The organism is Halobacillus sp. KGW1, from assembly GCF_001592845.1.
Lineage (GTDB): Bacteria > Bacillota > Bacilli > Bacillales > Halobacillaceae > Halobacillus.
The window spans coordinates 68786-88367 of sequence record NZ_LSOC01000002.1 but is presented as its reverse complement, the minus strand read 5'-3'; the positions used below and the strand labels follow the sequence as shown (position 1 = coordinate 88367).

Genomic DNA, 19582 nt, shown 5'->3' with positions numbered 1-19582 from the left:
GGATTCTTTTTTTCATTCCTCTCCTTACACCTGCCGGATATCCTGCCACCCGCATGAATCACATACAAACAAATGAACACATGTACCGGTACCAGAGTTCTCCACTCCGTCCACGAGATTGGTGGCATTCTGATCGAGATAAGGACTGTAATCATCGAAATAATCCGCCGCACGGCCTTCGTCCTTCATGAGGTTCGGGCATCGCGGGCAGTTATACTCCCGGTCCCCCCAGCCATTGCATGCACTGCATTCCTGCATAAGTGGACTCCTTTAACAAAAAATAAGGAGGAAGGGCTCACCCTTCCTCCTTCGTCACCAATATTTATTTTTGGTATCCACCGAACTGTTGTTCAGCCATTTGTACAAGACGCTTAGTGATCTCTCCACCTACAGAACCGTTAGCGCGAGCTGTAGTGTCAGCACCAAGTTGTACGCCGAATTCTTGAGCGATTTCGTATTTCATTTGGTCTAGAGCTTGTTGTACGCCAGGTACAACCAACTCGTTTGAACTGTTGTTGTTAGCCATCGTGTCTCACCTCCTGTCCTGTGTAATCGTAGTATGGGTCGGACATCTGTTTTTTATGTCAAAAAAAACAGAGGAAATTTTTGGAGATAAAACGAAAAGAGATCACGATGGCTGAAAACCCTTGGTATTACTTACTTTGCGTTCGGTTTCGTCATGGATTTAGGATCTACATATTCTTCAAATTGTTCTTCTGTTAACAGATCCAGTTCGACTGCAGTCTCTTTCAGCGTCTGATTTTTCTCATAAGCGGTCTTGGCGATTTTCGCCGCATTCTCATAACCGATATGCGGGTTCAGGGCTGTGACAAGCATCAAGGAATCGCGCAGATTCTTTTCAATTTGTTCATGATTCGGTTCAATTCCACTTGCACATCGCTCATCAAAGGAAACGATGCTGTCGGCAAGGAGCTGTGCAGACTGGAGGAAATTATAAGCAATGACCGGTTTGAATACATTCAGTTCAAAATTTCCCTGACTGGCTGCAAATCCGATGGTCGCATCATTTCCCATTACTTGGGCCGCCACCATCGTCACGGCTTCACTTTGAGTAGGGTTCACTTTACCAGGCATAATGGAGCTTCCCGGTTCATTGGCCGGGATCGTAATTTCACCGATGCCGCAGCGTGGTCCGCTGGCAAGCCAGCGCACGTCGTTGGCGATTTTCATCATATCCGCGGCTAATGCCTTTAAAGCTCCGTGAGCATGGACGAGTTCATCATGAGATGTAAGCGCATGGAATTTATTTGGTGCAGAAAGGAAAGTTTTTCCTGTCACTTTATTGATTTCAGCTACGACATGATCGGAGAAATCGACATGAGCGTTGAGCCCTGTTCCTACAGCTGTGCCGCCGATAGCTAATTCCTTCACATATTGAGTGCTTTCAATCAGCATTTTTTCCGTCTTTTCAAGCATACGGTGCCAGCCGCTGATCTCCTGTCCCAATGTTAAAGGAGTGGCATCCTGCAAATGGGTTCGGCCGATTTTAACGATCTCATGAAACGCTTCCATTTTTTCATTCAATGTTTGTTTCAATTGTACGAGAGCCGGAAGTACAACGTCTTCGACTTTTCTTACGGATGCGATATGCATCGCCGTCGGGTAGGTATCATTCGAGCTTTGTGATTTGTTTACGTCGTCATTTGGATGGAGACGCACTTCTTTGCCTTGTTCCTCCAGCCACTGGTTTCCTACGTAGGCAATGACTTCATTGACGTTCATATTGGACTGTGTACCACTACCTGTCTGCCATACGACCAGTGGGAAATGCTCCTCCAGCTCCCCTGCGATAATCTTATCCGCTGCGTAGGTGATGGCATCCGCTTTATCCGCTTCTAAAAGCCCGAGCTCTGCATTCGCCCTGGCTGCACTTTTCTTCAATATAGCGAATCCTTCCACAACTTCCTTCGGCATCTTCTCTTCCCCGATCGGAAAGTTCTGCTTACTCCGCTGTGTTTGTGCTCCCCAGTATTTTTCACTTGGCACTTTGATTTCACCAATGGTATCCTTCTCCATACGATAATCCATAAGAATCCTCCCTTTCACCATTTCATTTTCTGCCATTTCATTGTATCAAGAATCTTTTGAACAATCACGTACCGTTCCGATTCTTTTTGACAAAATACCACTTATTTTATTTCAGATTATTTACATTTTTCTGATTTTTATGTATAATGACCGTATCAAGCAACCATTGAACACATCGTCCATAATTGCTTGATCTCTCAAGTGGGTATAATGTGGTGAAAAGGGGCCTTGCAACGGGCTCCCTTTTTTTGTAGCGTCTAAAATGGACGAGTGTTTACATAGGAGTCTTGTGTGTAAGGAAAAAGAAATAAGATAATGGAGAAACACGGAGTTGATCTATATGAAAATAGCTGTATTTGGAGCAACAGGACGAGTTGGCTCGCTTGTTGTCAAGCATGCCATAGAAAGAGGGTTCGCCGTAAAAGCGTTGGTAAGAGACCGCTCGAAAGCAGAAGCGATGATCCCGGGTGCGGAGCTTATCGTCGGAGATACGAAAGAAGAGGCAGCCGTCAGACAAACCCTGGATGGCTGCGATCTTGTTTTCAGTGGCCTGAGTACGGATAAAACAGATACATTAACCACATCATTTCCTCACATTATTCAAGTAATGAAGGAAAAGGGAATCAGCCGCATTGTCACTATTGGAACCGCCGGCATACTGAACAGCCGGCACGAGGAAGGGAAATTCCGCTTTGAAACCAATGAATCCAAGCGGAAGCAGACATTCGCTGCGGAAGAACACGCCCAGGTTTATCGACTATTGCAAGCGTCCGACCTTGAATGGACGATTATCTGCCCCACTTACCTTCCTGACGGTGGAAAAGAAGGAATTGTGCGTTATGAAATAAACAAACTGCCGGAAGACGGCAAAAAAATAACGGTTACAGATACTGCGGAATTTGCTATGCAGGAAATGATCGACAGCCGATTCCCCCAAAAAAGAGTCGGCATCTGCTATTAAGATAGATTTTGTCTTGGAGTGTACGATGAAAAGAAACGTTGGACAGCTGCGGACTGCATGAAAGATGTGCTGGTCGCGGGATAGCTTCCGGAACAGCAAAAAGAAGTATTACCGGCAGCCCTTAAAGCAGCGTCCCATTTGAAGCATCCTGCTCCTTAAACATCACTTCTTGAAAAAAAAGAACTCCCGTTCATTGGAAAGGGAGTTCTTTTTTTACTCATTCCTTATAAAAACCGAAAAATTCTTCCAATGACTTGGATTCTTCATGGACTTCCGTAGAGTATTCCGTCCCTACATACCGCAGGTGCCACGGCTCATACGTATAACCTGTTATGTCTTCTTTTCCTTCTGTATATCGGATAATGAATCCATATTCGTGAGCATGCTCAGCGAGCCACTTTCCTTCCGGTGTCTCCCCGAATGATTGATCGAGCTTGAATGCCATTTGAGCGGACGTCACGTCCATGGCAAGCCCTGTCTGGTGCTCACTTGTACCAGGTTCGGCGGAAAAGGTATCGGTCTCCTCTTTTCCGTATATCTCCACATTGCGATCGTAAATTTCCGTCTGACGGTCATACGAGCGATAACCGGAGGCAGCGACGATGTTCATCCCATCTGCCTCTGCAGCAGCAATCAGATCCTCCAGAGCCCGTGCCGCAGGTTCACGCAGCTGCTTCTTCTCCTGGAATTCTTCAAAATAGAACGGGACGTCTGGAACGGTCAGATCATTCGGTACATAATCACCGGGCAGCTTTCTTTCCTTGTTGACCACAGCGGTGATGCTCTCCGGCTCACCAACCTGTACTGTCCCATCCTCCAAGGCTATGTCTTCGGACTGCTCCTGCTTCGTTTCCTGAGACTGTTTCTGTTCGGATGTCTGTTGCTTCTGTTCCGCCGAAGCCGGAACGGTTTCGTCCTTCTGCTCTGTCGTTTGAGTGTTGATGGAACACGCAGTCAGCGACAGGCTGATCATAGTTATTGCCAGTGCTTTTTTCAATGTTATTACCTTCCTATATCTGTATTCATATAGTCTACTATAACACTCAGAGGAAGATGTTGCATATGGGAAACCCTTCTCTTTTCCATTAAAAAAAGCCACTGCATGTCCCAGTGGCTTTATCATTTATTCCCATGTGAAGGGTTGATATTGTTTACTCAAGCGCTCGAATTCTTCGCGGTCATGGTTATCAATGGCCCGGTTTATCTGCTCGTCCAGGCGTTCTTTATTGAATTGATAACTTAAGTGATCTAAAAGCAGACGTGAGGCAAGTTGAATACCATAGGACAATTCTCTCTTTGCCGTAATCTCTTTCCCTTTGTATTCGGGGTCCCGACGGATAACGTAAATGATCTTTTGCTTTCTCATTTTGAATACCCCCTTCATGCTTTTTTTCATTATGCAGGATTTATCAAGCAAACGCAACAAGTTTTCTGAATATTTAGTTATATGATTCCCATTTTAAAAATTTATAAACCTGCAAAAACGCATTAATAGAGGGCTGATTCCAAGATTCCCACCTTACCTCCGAAACAAAAAATGGTAATTAAGAACCAATTGGAATTCGTATCCGATTCTATACACGTCTGAAATAAAAATAGACGCGCTTTTTGAAGCAGTCATGTATCCAGGAGAAGGAGCCGGGCCGGCAGGTGGAATCGTTCCAACGTCGATGAAGGAGATTGTATTCTGCATTGCTGAGGGTTTTCCGACATAAAAAAAGCAGCTTCTTAAGAAGCTGCTTTCTCCCTTACCTGTTAATTTTACCGGCGACATCGAGTGTGCGTCGGACCTGATGACGAACGGCCGGTTCAATATCTTCTTTCATATTGCCATCCGCATCGACGCTGACGCTTGTACCGTAGGGATTTCCACCGGAAGCAAATATTGCATCATCCGTATATCCGGGCGCAGCAATGAGTGCCCCCCAGTGAAACATAGTCGTGTAGAGATTCAGGAGTGTCGATTCCTGTCCTCCATGAGGGTTTTGCGCAGAGGTCATGGCGCTGACCACTTTGTCGACGAGCTTCCCTTGGAACCAAAGTCCACCCGCCATATCCATATACTGCTTGAACTGTGCCGGTACGTTACCGAAACGGGTGGGAACACTGAACAAAATGGCATCAGCCCAGTCCATGTCATCCACCTTCGCTTCTTCCACTTCATCCTTCGTCTGTAAGTAATGTTCTTTCCAGGCAGGGTTCTGCTCAATGGCCTCCATCGGTGCAAGCTCCGGGACGCGAAGAAGCTTCACCTCTGCTCCTGTTTGCTTCGCTTCCTCTTCCGCCCACTTCGCCATCTTATAGTTCGTTCCTGTCGAACTGTAATAAATGATTGCCAGTTTGACTTGAGACATACAGATCACTCCTTTTTTTAAGTTAAAGGTAAAATCGTTACTCTCCTACTATCTGTCATATTCTTCGTACAATACACTGCCTTCTATACCCAATTGCCTCTAAATGGAAACAAATAGACTTAATTATCAGATATATTTATTATCAAAAAAATTCCACATACTAAACACCATTGAGTTTTTGAACAAAGGCAACTATCCTTACCTCAGCCAAGCAAGATGCCTGTGGAAAGCATTTTTTCTCTAGACTCAACGAAAATGTATCTGGTAAGCTATATCTTGCTTTTATCCGAATACATCGGGGGTTGAAGAATGAATGATTACGATAATTTGAAGAAAGGTGAGCGTGGAGCTTGGGTAAGTATCATTGCCTACGTCATCCTCTCCATCGCCAAACTGACGATTGCTTCCATCGGTGATTCCGAAGCGCTTCGAGCCGACGGATTGAATAATACAACCGATGTAATCGCCTCTATCGCTGTACTGGTGGGGCTGAAAATTTCCAGGAAGCCGCCTGATGCTGATCATCACTACGGCCACTTCCGCGCAGAGACAATCGCTTCCCTGATTGCAGCGTTTATCATGATGACCGTCGGTCTGGAAGTAATTATCGGTACCGTTCAGGACATCCTGGAACAGAAATCAACGCAGCCGCAGATGCTGACCGCCTGGACCGCTCTTGTCGCCGCTGTCATTATGTATGGCGTTTACCGCTATAATTTAAACCTTGCTAAGTCGGTCAACAGCAGTGCCGTCTATGCCGCAGCACAGGATAACCGCTCCGACGCCCTTGTCAGTATCGGCGCAGCTATCGGGATATTCGGCGCCCAGTTCGGAGTCTTTTGGCTGGACCCTCTGGCAGGTCTTATCGTAGGCCTCATCATATGCAAAACCGCTTGGGATATTTTCAAGGACTCCACCCATACCCTTACCGACGGATACGATGAAGGGGACTTGGAGCACATACGTGAAGCCATTGCTTCTCATCCGGAAGTGTGGGCGGTAAAGGATGTGAAAGCGCGTCTTCAAGGAAACAAAACACTGGTCGATGCGACCATTCACGTCGATCCCAACATCACCATTCAACAGGGGCATGACATTACAGATGAAATCGAAGACCACCTGGAGAAAGAGAACAACATTACTTATGCCCACATTCACATCGAGCCCTACGAAAAAGAAGAGGATTAAGAAAAGCCCCTGCTGGAATTCCAGCAGGGGCTTTTCTTCAGTTTAATTTTCCTAAAAGATCTAAAAGGTTACGCCATCCATACGCAGTCTCCTCGTATGTTCCTTGTCCGATGGTCACCTTTTCCGCTTCCACCGGGTCGGCGCCATATTTAATATAAAAACGGCTGGACGGGTTATTGGTCAGCACCCATACGAGCAGCGATTGATATCCGGCTTCCAGCATTCCTTCCGTAAATGCTTTCAGCAGCTGCTTTCCGTATCCTTTTCCGTGGTATTCTTCCAATAAATAAATCGCATATATTTCTCCATCATACCCGTAGTTTTTCGTCCGCTCTTTCCCCCCGGAAACAAATCCTACGGGCTCGTGATCATCGTTCTCAATGACATAGGCAATTTGACCGTTCACCGGTTTTTTCAGGACGGTTTCCCATAACGCGATTCGATGTTCGACCGTCGTATTGCTTAAGTCCTTCTCTGCTATTAGATCCTCATACGTGGATTTCCAGCTTTTCACATGTATTTCTGCTATAGTGGCTGCATCTTCAAAACGGGCCGTTCTTACTTCAGGCATGGTACTCGTCCCTTCACTTAAGATGCTTCTATTGTATCAGAATGCCTTGTAAATAGCAGTCTTCTTCCCGTTGCGGCCGTCAATAAAAAAGGATGATACCTGAGGGCATCATCCTTTCTCCCTTATCTACACTGGAAGCTTGCTATTAACCGGGTGTCGAAACCGGTATAAACCCATTGCTGCCGGCGGCGCTGCCATCTGTATCCCGCGACCGACGTCCTCCCGATGAACGTCGGATAAAACCAGAAAGAGCTGCCATTCTCTAAGCGAATCCACGTATTCCGGTACATGCAGCCGAACAGAGACTGCGGATCCACAGCAAGGGGGGCAGGAGACTGGAACTGATTTTGCTGCGGTTCCGGCGGAGGAGGGGGCGGAGGGGGCGGCAGCTGTCCTGCACCACTTCCACCTCCAAACGGCGGTCCTGGAGGCCCGGGTGGGAGCCCTGGAGGTCCAGGGGGGCCTGAAGGGCCGGGCGGTCGTCCCGGCGGCCCGAAAGGAAACCATTGTTGTCGGTACATAACGATCAAATCCCTTCCGCGAATTATCCTTATACGATATGCACCCCAACCAGAGGTGTGCCTACAACGTCAGGAGGAACACCACGATGACCGCACCAAGAACCACTCCTATGACAGGTACTTTCAGCCAGGCTAACAAAACGGCCGCAAGACCCGCAATGATACCGACCTGCGGGGCATCCGGCTTTACACGCAGAATACCAGGAAAGATTAACGCTCCTAACGCGGCATAAGGAACGGCATTTAACCACCGATCCACCCAAGGAGGAAAGCTGACGAACCCGGCAATCCAGACCGGAGCAATGCGAGGGATGGCTGTAACAACGGCCATTCCGATAATCATCCAAACGATCACTTACCTTCTCCCCCTTCTTCATCCGGCATCCATATCCCGAGGAAGCCGCCGATTACCGTACCGAGAACAATCGACCATCCTTCACTCATCTCAAAGGATTGACAAATAAAATTAATGAGCATAGCCGCTCCTGCTATGGATGCGACTCGAACACTCCCTTTTAAAGATGGAATTAATAGTCCGATAAACATCGCATATAACGCAATTCCCATGCTGTCACTCAGACGTTCCGGCATGACATCCCCGAGCACTCCTCCGAAGAAAGAACCCGCAACCCAGGAAACATAAGCAGTCAAAATAAGAGACGCATAGAAATACGCTCCATGCCGCTCGTCGGCAGGATCCTTATATAAGGAAGACATAGCAAACGTTTCATCCGTAAGTCCAAGCGCCATCGGAAGCTTGGCTTTAACGGCAATCCCTTTTAAACGATTGACAAAAGAAAAGCTCATGATAAAATGACGAAAATTAAGAACGAATGTAGCAAGGATGATTTCGATGATTCCGGTTCCCGAAGCCACCATACCTACAGCCAGGAATTGCGCAGCTCCGGCGAACACCAATACGCTCATTAAGGTCAATTCCACCATAGTCATCCCCGACCTCCCTGCCAGTACGCCATAGGTCAAGGCTACAGGGAGATAACCGAGCATGATCGGCATACCTGCAACAATCCCGTTCCTTACCATATGTAAACGTGTCGCCGGAACAGGCGTTCCAATTAGTGATGCTCCCATCTAGCAACCCCTCCTGATCGACTAAGAACTTCACAATATTTACAATATACAGAATATCAAGATCAAAGAAAATAGACTAGCATAAAAAACCATTGACATGGAGCCTTGTTTTTCATATTATGTATTTACTTACTTCATTGCACAAAAGCGTTCAAGCGAAAAAGAATATATACGTATCAGGAACTCCGAAGTAGAAGTGGAAAGAGCAGCAGTCAGAGACCGGATGAAATGGTGGAAATCCGGGCCCTTCCAACTTTGAATTACAGGGTTCGCTGCAGATGATACACCAAATGAGCGGGTAAGTTATCTTACCAACAAGGGTGGTACCGCGGAGTAAAGCTTCGTCCCTGATCCAGGACGAGGCTTTTTTGTATGCAGAAAAGAACAGGAGGAATAGGATATGTTACATTTACAGCCCAAATCACTGCCCGGCATCATAGAATCCATTATTATGCTTTTGATCACAGTGGGAGTCATCAGTTATTTCATTATAGGTCTGCAGGCAACTCCCCATGTACCGATTCTGATCGGCATCTTCATCATGATCGGTTACGGTCTCTTAAAGAAGATGTCGTTTAAGCAATTGCAGCACGGTATGGTCGAAGGTGCTCAGACGGGAATGGGAGCCGTTCTGTTATTCTTCGTCATCGGAATACTTATTTCCAGCTGGATGGCGAGCGGTACCATTCCCGTACTTATGAATACAGGCTTCCTGCTGGCCGGAGGTCCTTGGTTCCTGGCCATCATCTTTGCGGTCACAGCCATCGTAGGCGTCGCCCTGGGGAGTTCTTTTACAACCGCAGCAACTGTCGGTGTCGCCTTTATGGGTGTAGCACAGTCCGCAGATGTTTCCTTACCCATGACAGCGGGAGCAATCGTCTCCGGTGCTTTCTTCGGAGATAAAATGTCTCCATTGTCAGATACGACCAACCTTGCCTCTACCGTCGTAAAGGTCGACTTATTCGATCATATCAAAAATATGGCCTGGACGACTATTCCGGCTTCCATTCTGACTTTCGTGCTTTTCATATTTCTGTCTCCTGATGCATCGACGAATACAGAAGCACTGGATGAATTTCGTATCGGTCTTGTGGACACCGGATTAATGCATTGGACGTCTTGGATTCCTCTTCTTGTCTTAGTTATCATGACGATGACCAAAAGACCGGCGTTCTTATCTCTCGCCATCAGCAGTATGACTGCCACTGTCATCGCAGGTTTACGGGGAATCCTTGACTGGCAGGCATTATGGAGTACTTGGTTTGGAGGTTTTCAGGGAACGACTGGAAACGAAGTCATCGACCAGTTGCTAACCCGTGGCGGGATGAACGGAATGCTCTTCACCGTTTCTCTCGTCATTCTGGCACTCGCATTAGGAGGATTATTCTTTGTTACAGGAGTGATACCAGCCGTTCTCTCCAGCGTTCAGAGCACTTTGAAATCCGCACGGGCAGCGACCGTTTCGACAGCACTCACAGCCATCGGGATCAATGTTGCTATTGGAGAGCAATACCTCTCCATTCTCCTGACAGGAGAAGCATACCAAAGCGTGTATGAGAAAGCAGGTCTTGCGAAGAAGAACCTCTCCCGGACACTGGAAGATGCCGGAACAGTAATCAATCCGCTCGTTCCGTGGAGTGTGTGCGGTGTCTTCCTTGCCGACGTTCTCGGGGTTTCGGTGCTGGATTACCTACCTTTCGCCTTCTTCTGTATCCTCTGTCCGATACTCACGATCCTTTTCGGATTGACGGGAAGGACTCTGACACCGAAAGCAGAAGAAACATATCGAAAAGTGAATTGAACAAAGGTAAAAAGAGCGCACTCTGCGCTCTTTTTTTCAGCTTTCAGAAGAAATATTGACAGGAAAAGCCATACCTTTAACGCAGATCGGAAGCCTTATTACCATATCCTGTTTCCGTATCCCCTCTTTTTGAATAAAGCAGGAGCGAACCACTCAAAATAAAGAAAGGAAAAGAAAGAGGTGAAGCGATTGGAAACGTTCGAGCATGGAGAACATTCGAATGACGATTGGCATATGGGGCATGCAGAGGCAGAGGAAGTTCTTCCGGACCTTGCATTTTATAGAACACTGATTGCAAATGTGGTATTTATAGGAAACAAGAACACCAAGGACTGGGTATTGATCGATTGCGGCATAGCTCATTACAGCAAACGGATTATTGAAGCGGCAGAAAAAAGGTTTGGACAGGAGAATCCCCCGCGGGCGATTCTCCTCACTCACGGTCACTTCGACCATGTCGGATCTGCGAAGAAGCTCGCACACCATTGGGAAGTACCCATATATATTCACCCGTTGGAGATGGATTATGTAACAGGCAAACGGGATTATCCGGTTGGAGATGCTACAGTTGGAGGCGGGCTCTTCTCGCTGTTGTCCCCGTTCTTCCCAACAGATCCGGTCGATCTGAGCAAATACGTTCACCCGCTTCCGGAAGATGGAACACTTCCTTATTTAGAGGATTGGCGTATCGTTCACACCCCGGGACATACACCGGGACACGTCTCCTTGTTCAGAAAGAAGGACAGGACGCTGATTGCAGGCGACGCCTTTATCACGGTTCAACAGGAGTCAAGTATGGCTGTGTTCATTCAACATCAACACGTCCATGGGCCACCTGCCTATTTCACTCATAACTGGGACGATGCGGAAAAATCCGTCAAGGCATTGGCTGCATTGAACCCTGGAGTAGCGATTACCGGTCATGGGCTTCCAATGGAAGGAGAGCTCCTGACGACCCAATTGGAGGAGCTCGCAAAAAACTTCAAAGAGCTCGCGGTGCCGAAGCATAAGCGAAACATCCATTAGCCCGGCGAAGAGACGGAAATTCATCCGTCTCTTTTTTCATTTAGTAAAGTATCAAGCTGTCTAAGTCCAGCCAGCAGACGTGGACCAGGACGACAGAACAACGATTCCTCCAAGACGTGAATCCTCTCGTATTTTAACGCCTTAAGCCCGTTCCATCCTGGTCTTTTCTTTAGTAGATCGGGATTCATCTTATCCTCCGCAACGCCGACCCAGACCATGCAGATATGATCGGGATCTCTCCTCTTCACTTCTTCCCAATCGGTCTTATAATTAGCGATATCCTTGTCAGCAAAAATATTGACAGCACCAGCCAGCTCGCTTATTTCCGTCAACCAGTTCTTTCCTCCAGGACTGAACACCGGTTTGGGCCACCACTCCCAGTAAAGAGAAGGACGAACCCCACTCTCCCTGTTTTTCTGTCGATAGGAATCAATTTCTGCGAGAAATGCCGATGCTTTTGCTTCTCCTTCCCGCTTTACTCCAAGAGCTGTGCCTACTTTCCTGATTTCCTCGCCGATCTCATAAAGACTGTCCGCCTTCAATATAATGTAGGGCAAGCCCCGGTCTTCCAGTGCTTCGATATTTTTCTCCATTCCCGGAACGGATAACGACGCAAGGACGAGGTCAGGCTTCAAAGAAGCCACTTTATCCATATCTATGGACAAATCCGGGCCAAGTTTTGGAAGCTTCTTTACTTCCACCGGGTAATCAGAATAATTGTCGACACCAACCAACAGATGTGTCTGATTCAAATACGCGACAATCTCAGTATTGCTAGGAGAAATCGACACAATTCTCATGTTCCCACCTCTTTTTTCAGAATCATCTGATGTTTCAATTTCCTTCATTATAGCTTATATTTAATTTATGGAAAATGAAAGAAAGGGCTGATTTCATGACGACAGCATTACTCGATACGTCCAAAGGAGTCGTTGAATATACATATAAAGGAGTCGGCCCCGTTGTGCTGCTTCTGAAAGGCGGGCACTGCACCAGAGAAACCGACCTTTCCCACGGCAGCCTTGTCTATGAAGGCTATTCCCTGCTTACGATTTCCCGTCCAGGATACGATGGAACGGATATATCCACAGGACGCACGCCTGACGCTTTCGCCGATACGATCATTGAAGTTCTCAATCATTTACGTTTGGAGAAGGTCCATGTCATTGCTGTATCAGCCGCAGGTCCTACCGGCATCGCCCTGGCACTGCATCACCCTGATCGTGTGTCCAAGCTGATCATGGAAGCGGCAATGACCATGCCTTGGGAAGAAAAAGTAAGACGGCGGGCACAAGTGTTATTCGGCCCGGCTGAGAAAGTATTTTGGAAAAGTTTGAAGACGATGCTTACCCTATTTCCGGACCTCGTCATCAAACAGATGCTGGCAGAGTTAACAACGAAAGATGCCGATCATATCGTCCGGGAGTTGTCTACAAACGACCGTCGCTTCATTTATGACATGATTGCCACTTCCCGTTCCGGCAAAGGATTTCGGACAGATTTGAGACATCAGGTCCCGGTGATGGATCGTCTGGAAGTACCGGTACTTGGGATGTATTCCCACTATGACCGCTCCGTCCCCTATGCCCATGCCGTTCTATTGAAGTCAAACGTCCGTGATTGTGAAATATTTGAAGTCGACTCGGACAGTCATTTGATTTGGATCGGCAGTGATGCTCAAGAAGTGTGGAATAAACGATTGGAATTCTTAAATAAACCATAATCCATTGGGAGGAGATCATCATGACTGCTGTCAAGTGTGAACAAATGTTGGATCGTTTCTTAACGTTTTATGATTTGGCATCCAAAACACCTCCGCATGAACGCTTAAGCCTTTGGAAGGAACATTACGCTTTTCCCCACACACCTCCGGGATACCAGAATGACCAGCTCGCTAAAGAAATGCTTGAATATGGGTGGGGACAGTACCCTCTCGCCTACGAACGTATCAAGTATTTTGAAATGGACCCGGTGGACTTGAACGATCGTTTCGATTATATAAAACAAACAATGCGGTACACAGAACCGATATCTTTGACCGTGCTGTTCTTCGTAGGCACCTTTGAAACGGACCCTTTCATCGTTAAAGAAGTAGATACTTATACCCTCTGCTTCCCGGTTGAGCTGGAAGCGAGTGAATCCCGGTTGATTCAGGAACTGGCCCGAGTCGTACACTGCAGCCGTTCGGGTCTTGCCCCGAGCTTCACCAGGACGCTTGGACAGCTCCTATTCCAGGAAGGGGTCGCTCTCCATACGACTCAGGCTCTTCTCGAGGACGACAGCAGATTTGACCCCTGCTTCACGTGGGATCAGGAGGGATGTACCCGTGAACCTAACCGGGTGATGATCAACATTCTTCCACACCTCCATCGGACGGATTATGAAGCACTCTATTCCTTTACAAAAGGTACAGGCGCATCCGGTTACGAAAAAGAGGCCAATTACACCGGATGGCTCGTTGTTTCCCACCTTCTCGAACAGGGATATTCTCTGCCGGAATTAGTCAGGATTCCTAAGGGGGATGTGGATGCGATTGTAGAGAAAAGCCTCTTCGCTCTGCTGAATAAAGCGTACACAAAACAGCCCCAGGAATAACATCCAAATTAATGGCAACTTTCTTCGAGATAGGGCTTTCATTCAATTGGGCCATCTGTTATACTGATGTTAATTATTCGTTGTTCAATCAGATTCATGCAAGAGAAGATGTTTTGAAAGATGTCGTCTTGATGGAATTGAAGAGAGCAAGAATAGTAATACAATGTGGATGTTCCACGCAGGAGGTAATTGTACATGGTTGAAGGTACAGTAAAATGGTTTAACGCAGAAAAAGGTTTCGGATTTATTGAAGTAGAAGGTCAAGACGACGTCTTCGTACACTTCTCTGCAATTCAAGAAGAAGGTTTCAAAACTCTTGAAGAAGGTCAAGTTGTAACTTTCGAAATCGAAGAAGGTCAGCGTGGACCACAAGCAGCTAACGTTCAAAAATAAGGACGTATAAACTCCCCTTTCCGGGGAGTTTTTTTATACGAAAAAGCCCGGCATCCATTGCCGGGCTTTTTCTTTATTCTTCGCTTTGCTCTGTTAAGATGATTGGACCATCTTTCGTAATCGCAATGGTATGCTCGTACTGAGCAGACAAGGATCCGTCTACGGTGCGTGCTGTCCAGTTGTTTTCATCCATCTGGCTTGCCCATCCACCAATATTGATCATCGGTTCAATCGTAATGACCATACCATCTTTCAAACGTGCCCCTTTACCGGCAGCTCCGAAGTGAGGGATATATGGGTCTTCGTGAATGGATTCACCAATGCCGTGTCCAGTAAAGTCACGGACGACAGAATACCCTTCTCCTTCTGCGTAACTTTGAATGGCATGACCGATATCTCCAATGCGGTTACCCGGCACTGCCTGCTCAATCCCCTTATAAAGGGACGTTTTCGTTACATCCATCAGCTTACGGGCATCCTCACTGATTTCTCCAACCGCGTGCGTCCAGGCAGAGTCAGCAAGGTAGCCGTTCAAGTTTACGACCATATCAATCGTTACGATATCGCCGGCATTTAATTTCTCGGTGCGAGGGAATCCATGGCAGATTTCATCATTAATGGAAGCACATGTTGTGAATTCATACCCTTGGTACCCTTTCTGTTCCCCTGTCGCTCCGTGTTCCGCCAAGTATTTCTCTACGAATTGTTCAATTTCCATCGTCGTTACGCCCGGCTTGATGAAGCTGCGTAGACGTTCATGCACACTTGCCAACAGTTTACCAGCTTCGTGCATCTTCTCAATTTCTCTCCGACTCTTACGTTTAATCATTTAGGTTCAACCCTTTCTATCTTCTTACGTATGTGTTCACCATATAGTATGATAACGAAAAAATGAAAGAACGACCACCCTTAGCCCTTATTCCACTTCTTTAATGATAGACGCAGGGTTTCCTCCAATGAAAACATCGGAAGGGACGTCTTTCGTTACGACAGCGCCGGCACCAATTATGACATTATCACCGATTGTAACCCCGGGACAGATGACGGCATTACCACCAATCCATACATCATCTCCAATGGTGACCGGCTTCCCCGATTCCAGCCCGCTTGCTCTTGTTTTTCTGTCCATCGGGTGGGTAGCGGTATAAATCTGCACCTGCGGGCCAAGCAGTACCCTTTTTCCAATTGTAATCGCGCATACATCCAGAAAGATACACCCAAAATTTGCAAAGAAACCGTCCCCGACGTGGATGTTGGAGCCGTAATCACAATGGAACGGCGGCTCCAGGCTCATTTCTCCTTCAATGGATCCGAAAAGGTCGTGCAGCAATTGATTCCTATAATGGGATTCAGACTCTTTCGTATGGTTCAACGCGTAGGTGAGCTGCCTCGCCCGCGACCGCTCCACAACGAGTTGATCATCCCACGATTCGTATAATTCTCCAGCTAACATCTTTTCTTTTTCCGTCATTCTCGCACCTCCGTCATAGGTTTCCATTTCTTTCTTTACTTTACCATAGTTTTCCGCTAGTCTAGGAACCACTACTAAGGGGGGATTCGATGCAAGTTAGAGAACTGAACGGGAAAGATGCAGCGGACTATTATGAACTCCGACTCGAAGCACTGCTGACAAACCCGGACGCTTTCCTCACCACCTACGTCCAGGAGAAACAGCGACCGGACCCTATTCCAACAACGGCAGATAGACTGGACAACGATCTTTCCAGGACATTCGGACTTTTCTCAGACGGAAAACTGTCCGGAGTTGTCACCCTTGTCAAAGAAACGCATCCAAAGTACTTACATAAAGCAAATATCGTAGCCATGTATGTCACACCTTCCATCCGCGGATCGGGCGGTGGGGAAATGCTGATGAACGAAGTGATGCAATTCGCCAAAGCCATCCGCATCGAACTGCTTCACCTTTCCGTCGTCACAGAAAACAAAGCAGCAAAAAGACTTTACGCCAAGGTTGGATTCAAGACATACGGTACGGAGAAACATGCGGTCAAACTGGAGAAACGGTACCTTGATGAAGAGCATATGGAGTGCTTCCTTACATAATGAAACGTTTCCCGGCCCTCGACCGTACATGTAGTGAGAACTTGTTGATAAAAGGAGTAGATAAATATGATAGAAATCAACCGGATATCCAAGAGCTTCGCCGGCAAACAGGCGGTCCGGGAACTGGACCTCTCCATTCCTGACGGGAAGATCTTCGGATTTTTAGGACCAAACGGCGCCGGCAAATCGACGACTATTAAAATGATGACAGGTATTCTTCCGATCGATGATGGGAGCATTACCCTGAACGGGGTTGATATATCAAAAGATCCAATGAAAGCGAAGCGCCTCTTCGGATATGTTCCGGACCGCTCTGATATATTTCTCCGCCTGAAAGGAATCGAATACTTGAACTTCATTGCCGATATTTTCGATGTTCCAGAGGATTTACGACGCCGGAGAATCGATGAACTTACAAAAAGCTTTGGTATTTATAATGCACTGAATGACCATATTCAAACCTACTCTCATGGGATGAAGCAGAAAATAGTCGTCACCGGCGTGCTGCTGCACGACCCGGATGTGTGGATTCTGGATGAACCTTTGACAGGACTCGATCCAAAGTCCGCTTATACATTGAAAGAGCTGATGCGTGACCATGCCGCCAGAGGGAAGATCGTCTTCTTCTCGACACACGTCTTAGAAGTGGTGGAGCAGCTTTGTGATGAGGTAGCTATTATACATAACGGCCATGTCCAGTTCCAAGGCAATATGACGGAAATGCGGCAGCAGTTCAAAGAAGATGACAACCTGGAAAGGCTGTTCCTGGAGTTGACGGAAAATGAATAAAGCGTGGATCCTGACGAAAGCCATGTTGAAAATGCAGCTCTCCATGCAGGGGAAGAGCAATAGTGAAAAGCTGGGCTACGGTTTTCTCGTTATTGCACTCATCCCCTTCGGATTAATGATCCTTTATTTTCTCAACGGTATCATAGGCAATATGTACACCGCCTTTGAGCCGCTCGGTATGGAAAATCTTATTCTCGGACTTTTATTTGTGTTGATGACGATTTTGTTCTTTTTCTTAAGCATTGGGACGGTTCTGAGTTCATTTTATTTTGCGGAAGACGTTGAATCCTTTATTCCTCTTCCTTTACAGCCATATCAAATCCTGTTTGGGAAATCGGCTGTCCCTTTTCTTTCTTTATACTTATTAAATACAGCTTTGCTGCTGCCTTCGTTAATCTTTTACGGATTGAACAGCGGAGCCGGCGTGCTTTATTACTTTTTTTCCATCATCATGTGGGTGATTACACCGATCATTCCGTTCGTCGTGACGTCGATACTGGTCATGTTCATCATGCGTTTCGCTAATATTTCTAAGAACAAAGACCGCACGAAAATCATCGTCGGAATGCTTGGTTTTGTATTTGCTATCGGTATCAATGTCCTTATCCGTATGGATGGTGGGACAAACAGCGACATAGCTGCTCTGCTCCTTGAGCAGAACGGCCTTCTGGAAATGGTAACGAAATTCGTTCCGACTGCTTATTTCAGCAGTATCGCCCTTACAGAACCTGCCAGTGTGGGAGGAATCCTTTACCTGCTGCTGATGATTGCCTTGGCGATCGCCGCTGTCATTCTATTCGCTTCCATAGGTCAGAAACTTTACTTCCGCGGGGTGCTTGGACTATCCGGGGGAAGACGCAGCACTTTCCAATCCGAAGATTTTGATAAAAGCCTGCAAAGACGTCCACTTCTTCTTCGTTTATGGCAGAAAGAGATGCGGGTCATCTTTCGGACACCGACGTTCTTTACACAGATTTTCGTGCAGAGCCTGTTCTTTCCTGTGTTTTTGATCGTCATCCTTCTAATGGATATGAATGGTCCGATGGCCGGCTTCGGCCAACAGTTAGCTGATATTCCCGGTAAAAAAGCCATACTGGGGACATTTGGTGTAGCTGTCATTGCTCTTGGAGTTAATCCAGCTTCCTTTTCTTCTATCTCCCGGGACGGGAAGAGCTGGTTTAATCATTTATACTTACCCATCCAGCCAAAGCTTGTCATCTTCAGTAAGCTGTGGACTTCCTTTACGATGAACCTGCTCACGTTGGTCATTATCAGTGCCGGGGCGCTGATCGTACTCAAAGTTCCACTGCTTATCTGGGGGATCTGGTTCCTTCTTTCCCTGGCTATGAGCTGGCTTGCCGGCATCGGGGGAATGCTGATCGACCTGTACAGTCCGAAATTGAATTGGACAGATGAACGGGAAGTATTCAAGGGCCGGTTCATTACGATTGTACCTCTCGCTGTCGAAGCAGTCCTATTCGGATTGTTCATCTTCTTCCTGTGGCACAGCAGCCTGGAAGGACTTTGGATGACTACCGGAATCGTACTTGCTTTCCTATTACTCTTAATTACCCTCGGCCATCTCCTATTAAATAAAATGGTCAGAGAGAAGTATCATAAAATCAGCTGATCAAAAGGCATGGGGACTCCCCATGCCTTTTATTACTGAAACAGCCTTTCTCTTCATTTGACGATCATGACAGGGCAGTCGGCACGCTTCGCTACTTTATGGCTCACACTTCCCAGCACCATTTCCTGCAAAGTATTCAATCCCCGGCTCCCGATAACAAGGAGGTCGAAGGCTTCCGTGTTAGCGTAGGTTACGATAGTCGGACCAGGGTCCCCATGGCAGATGACCGTTTGAAAAGGGACCTCTTTTTCCTTATAAATAGCTTCCACAGGTTGAAGCCTTTCCTTTCTCCTTTGATCGATTGTCTCCTTGTCACCAGCATTTAACACATCCGACTTCGCTTTCTCTTTATCCACTACGTAAAGAACGGTCACCTCCGCATCTTCCTGCATTGCTGCAATCTCCCCCGCTTTTTCTGCAGCCCGGAACGAGTGCTTGGATCCGTCAGCAGCAACTAATATCTTCGCGAACATGGTTCCTCCCCCCTTCTTATCCTTATTCTACCATGATTGTTTCCACCTATATTCACTCCACTATCCGAATTGCGA

Annotated in this window: 24 protein-coding genes; 10 read left to right on the top strand and 14 right to left on the bottom strand. The window is 46.9% G+C overall.

The annotated features are described in order from the left end of the window. Window positions 1–24 precede the first annotated feature (24 nt). The 3 genes from AXG56_RS00960 to fumC all read right to left on the bottom strand — a co-directional run bounded on the left by AXG56_RS00960 (window position 25) and on the right by fumC (window position 2049). The gene (locus tag AXG56_RS00960) at window positions 25–258 is read right to left on the bottom strand and encodes a hypothetical protein (RefSeq protein WP_062512841.1); all 234 of its coding nucleotides are present in this window, start codon (window positions 256–258) and stop codon (window positions 25–27) included. A 64-nt stretch (window positions 259–322) separates the two neighbouring features. Continuing rightward, entirely contained in the window at window positions 323–526 is a 204-nt protein-coding gene (locus tag AXG56_RS00955; RefSeq protein WP_008634733.1) for an alpha/beta-type small acid-soluble spore protein, read from the bottom strand. Between the two features lie 131 nt (window positions 527–657). Then, window positions 658–2049 carry a class II fumarate hydratase gene (gene fumC, locus AXG56_RS00950; protein ID WP_062512839.1) on the bottom strand — a complete coding sequence of 464 codons (1392 nt, stop codon included), beginning with the start codon at window positions 2047–2049 and terminating at the stop codon, window positions 658–660. A gap of 340 nt (window positions 2050–2389) precedes the next feature. Here fumC and AXG56_RS00945 point away from each other — a divergent pair, with 340 nt between their 5' ends. After that, window positions 2390–3010: an NAD(P)-dependent oxidoreductase gene (locus AXG56_RS00945; RefSeq protein ID WP_026578328.1), complete on the top strand. Its 621-nt coding sequence runs from the start codon at window positions 2390–2392 to the stop codon at window positions 3008–3010. 217 nt (window positions 3011–3227) lie between these two features. Here the strand turns inward: AXG56_RS00945 and AXG56_RS00940 are convergent, their stop codons facing one another. The 3 genes from AXG56_RS00940 to wrbA form a co-directional block, all read right to left on the bottom strand. After that, window positions 3228–4007, bottom strand: a complete 780-nt coding sequence (locus tag AXG56_RS00940) for a D-alanyl-D-alanine carboxypeptidase family protein (protein WP_035388439.1) — start codon at window positions 4005–4007, stop codon at window positions 3228–3230. 126 nt (window positions 4008–4133) lie between these two features. Then, entirely contained in the window at window positions 4134–4376 is a 243-nt protein-coding gene (locus AXG56_RS00935; RefSeq protein ID WP_008634724.1) for an IDEAL domain-containing protein, read from the bottom strand. Between the two features lie 382 nt (window positions 4377–4758). Next, entirely contained in the window at window positions 4759–5364 is a 606-nt protein-coding gene (gene wrbA / locus AXG56_RS00930) for an NAD(P)H:quinone oxidoreductase (RefSeq protein WP_062512836.1), read from the bottom strand. Window positions 5365–5673: 309 nt separating this feature from the next. On the opposite strand from wrbA, the gene AXG56_RS00925 reads away from it, so the two are divergent. Next, window positions 5674–6552, top strand: a complete 879-nt coding sequence (locus tag AXG56_RS00925) for a cation diffusion facilitator family transporter (protein WP_062512834.1) — start codon at window positions 5674–5676, stop codon at window positions 6550–6552. A 37-nt stretch (window positions 6553–6589) separates the two neighbouring features. Here AXG56_RS00925 and AXG56_RS00920 read toward each other — a convergent pair whose 3' ends face one another. From AXG56_RS00920 to AXG56_RS00910, 4 genes are all read right to left on the bottom strand, one after another. Continuing rightward, window positions 6590–7123: a GNAT family N-acetyltransferase gene (locus AXG56_RS00920; RefSeq protein WP_008634718.1), complete on the bottom strand. Its 534-nt coding sequence runs from the start codon at window positions 7121–7123 to the stop codon at window positions 6590–6592. A gap of 122 nt (window positions 7124–7245) precedes the next feature. Then, on the bottom strand, window positions 7246–7644 hold the full coding sequence (locus AXG56_RS19610; RefSeq protein ID WP_008634716.1) for a hypothetical protein: 399 nt from the start codon (window positions 7642–7644) through the stop codon (window positions 7246–7248). Window positions 7645–7705: 61 nt separating this feature from the next. Then, on the bottom strand, window positions 7706–7999 hold the full coding sequence (locus AXG56_RS00915; RefSeq protein ID WP_008634714.1) for an AzlD domain-containing protein: 294 nt from the start codon (window positions 7997–7999) through the stop codon (window positions 7706–7708). Next, complete coding sequence (locus tag AXG56_RS00910) at window positions 7996–8736, bottom strand: AzlC family ABC transporter permease (RefSeq protein WP_008634712.1); 741 nt, start codon at window positions 8734–8736, stop codon at window positions 7996–7998. Before AXG56_RS00910 ends, AXG56_RS00915 begins: the two co-directional genes overlap by 4 nt. Before the next feature lie 400 nt (window positions 8737–9136). Here AXG56_RS00910 and nhaC point away from each other — a divergent pair, with 400 nt between their 5' ends. Both nhaC and AXG56_RS00900 read left to right on the top strand, forming a co-directional pair. Beyond that, window positions 9137–10537 carry a Na+/H+ antiporter NhaC gene (gene nhaC, locus AXG56_RS00905; RefSeq protein ID WP_008634710.1) on the top strand — a complete coding sequence of 467 codons (1401 nt, stop codon included), beginning with the start codon at window positions 9137–9139 and terminating at the stop codon, window positions 10535–10537. 189 nt (window positions 10538–10726) lie between these two features. Further along, window positions 10727–11563, top strand: a complete 837-nt coding sequence (locus tag AXG56_RS00900) for an MBL fold metallo-hydrolase (RefSeq protein WP_062512832.1) — start codon at window positions 10727–10729, stop codon at window positions 11561–11563. A gap of 20 nt (window positions 11564–11583) precedes the next feature. On the opposite strand, the gene AXG56_RS00895 is transcribed toward AXG56_RS00900, so the two are convergent. Continuing rightward, window positions 11584–12363: a cobalamin-binding protein gene (locus AXG56_RS00895; RefSeq protein WP_062512830.1), complete on the bottom strand. Its 780-nt coding sequence runs from the start codon at window positions 12361–12363 to the stop codon at window positions 11584–11586. A gap of 95 nt (window positions 12364–12458) precedes the next feature. On the opposite strand from AXG56_RS00895, the gene AXG56_RS00890 reads away from it, so the two are divergent. The 3 genes from AXG56_RS00890 (at window position 12459) to AXG56_RS00880 (ending at window position 14551) form a co-directional block, all read left to right on the top strand. Beyond that, window positions 12459–13286 (top strand): alpha/beta fold hydrolase, encoded by an 828-nt coding sequence (locus tag AXG56_RS00890; RefSeq protein WP_008634704.1) that lies wholly within the window; start codon window positions 12459–12461, stop codon window positions 13284–13286. A 20-nt stretch (window positions 13287–13306) separates the two neighbouring features. Beyond that, window positions 13307–14158, top strand: a complete 852-nt coding sequence (locus tag AXG56_RS00885) for a hypothetical protein (RefSeq protein ID WP_062512828.1) — start codon at window positions 13307–13309, stop codon at window positions 14156–14158. Between the two features lie 195 nt (window positions 14159–14353). Next, window positions 14354–14551 (top strand): cold-shock protein, encoded by a 198-nt coding sequence (locus AXG56_RS00880; RefSeq protein WP_008634702.1) that lies wholly within the window; start codon window positions 14354–14356, stop codon window positions 14549–14551. A gap of 73 nt (window positions 14552–14624) precedes the next feature. Here the strand turns inward: AXG56_RS00880 and map are convergent, their stop codons facing one another. Continuing rightward, window positions 14625–15380, bottom strand: a complete 756-nt coding sequence (gene map / locus AXG56_RS00875; protein ID WP_008634701.1) for a type I methionyl aminopeptidase — start codon at window positions 15378–15380, stop codon at window positions 14625–14627. Window positions 15381–15467: 87 nt separating this feature from the next. Next, the gene (locus AXG56_RS00870; protein ID WP_026578320.1) at window positions 15468–16022 is read right to left on the bottom strand and encodes a sugar O-acetyltransferase; all 555 of its coding nucleotides are present in this window, start codon (window positions 16020–16022) and stop codon (window positions 15468–15470) included. Between the two features lie 89 nt (window positions 16023–16111). Here AXG56_RS00870 and AXG56_RS00865 point away from each other — a divergent pair, with 89 nt between their 5' ends. From AXG56_RS00865 to AXG56_RS00855, 3 genes are all read left to right on the top strand, one after another. Next, entirely contained in the window at window positions 16112–16615 is a 504-nt protein-coding gene (locus AXG56_RS00865) for a GNAT family N-acetyltransferase (protein ID WP_062512826.1), read from the top strand. Window positions 16616–16681: 66 nt separating this feature from the next. After that, a complete protein-coding gene (locus tag AXG56_RS00860; protein ID WP_062512824.1) occupies window positions 16682–17404 on the top strand; it encodes an ABC transporter ATP-binding protein in 723 nt (240 codons plus the stop codon). Further along, window positions 17397–19034 (top strand): ABC transporter permease, encoded by a 1638-nt coding sequence (locus AXG56_RS00855; RefSeq protein WP_008634681.1) that lies wholly within the window; start codon window positions 17397–17399, stop codon window positions 19032–19034. The genes AXG56_RS00860 and AXG56_RS00855 overlap by 8 nt, the downstream gene beginning before the upstream one ends. Before the next feature lie 53 nt (window positions 19035–19087). Here AXG56_RS00855 and AXG56_RS00850 read toward each other — a convergent pair whose 3' ends face one another. Next, complete coding sequence (locus AXG56_RS00850) at window positions 19088–19507, bottom strand: universal stress protein (RefSeq protein WP_062512822.1); 420 nt, start codon at window positions 19505–19507, stop codon at window positions 19088–19090. Window positions 19508–19582 lie beyond the last annotated feature (75 nt).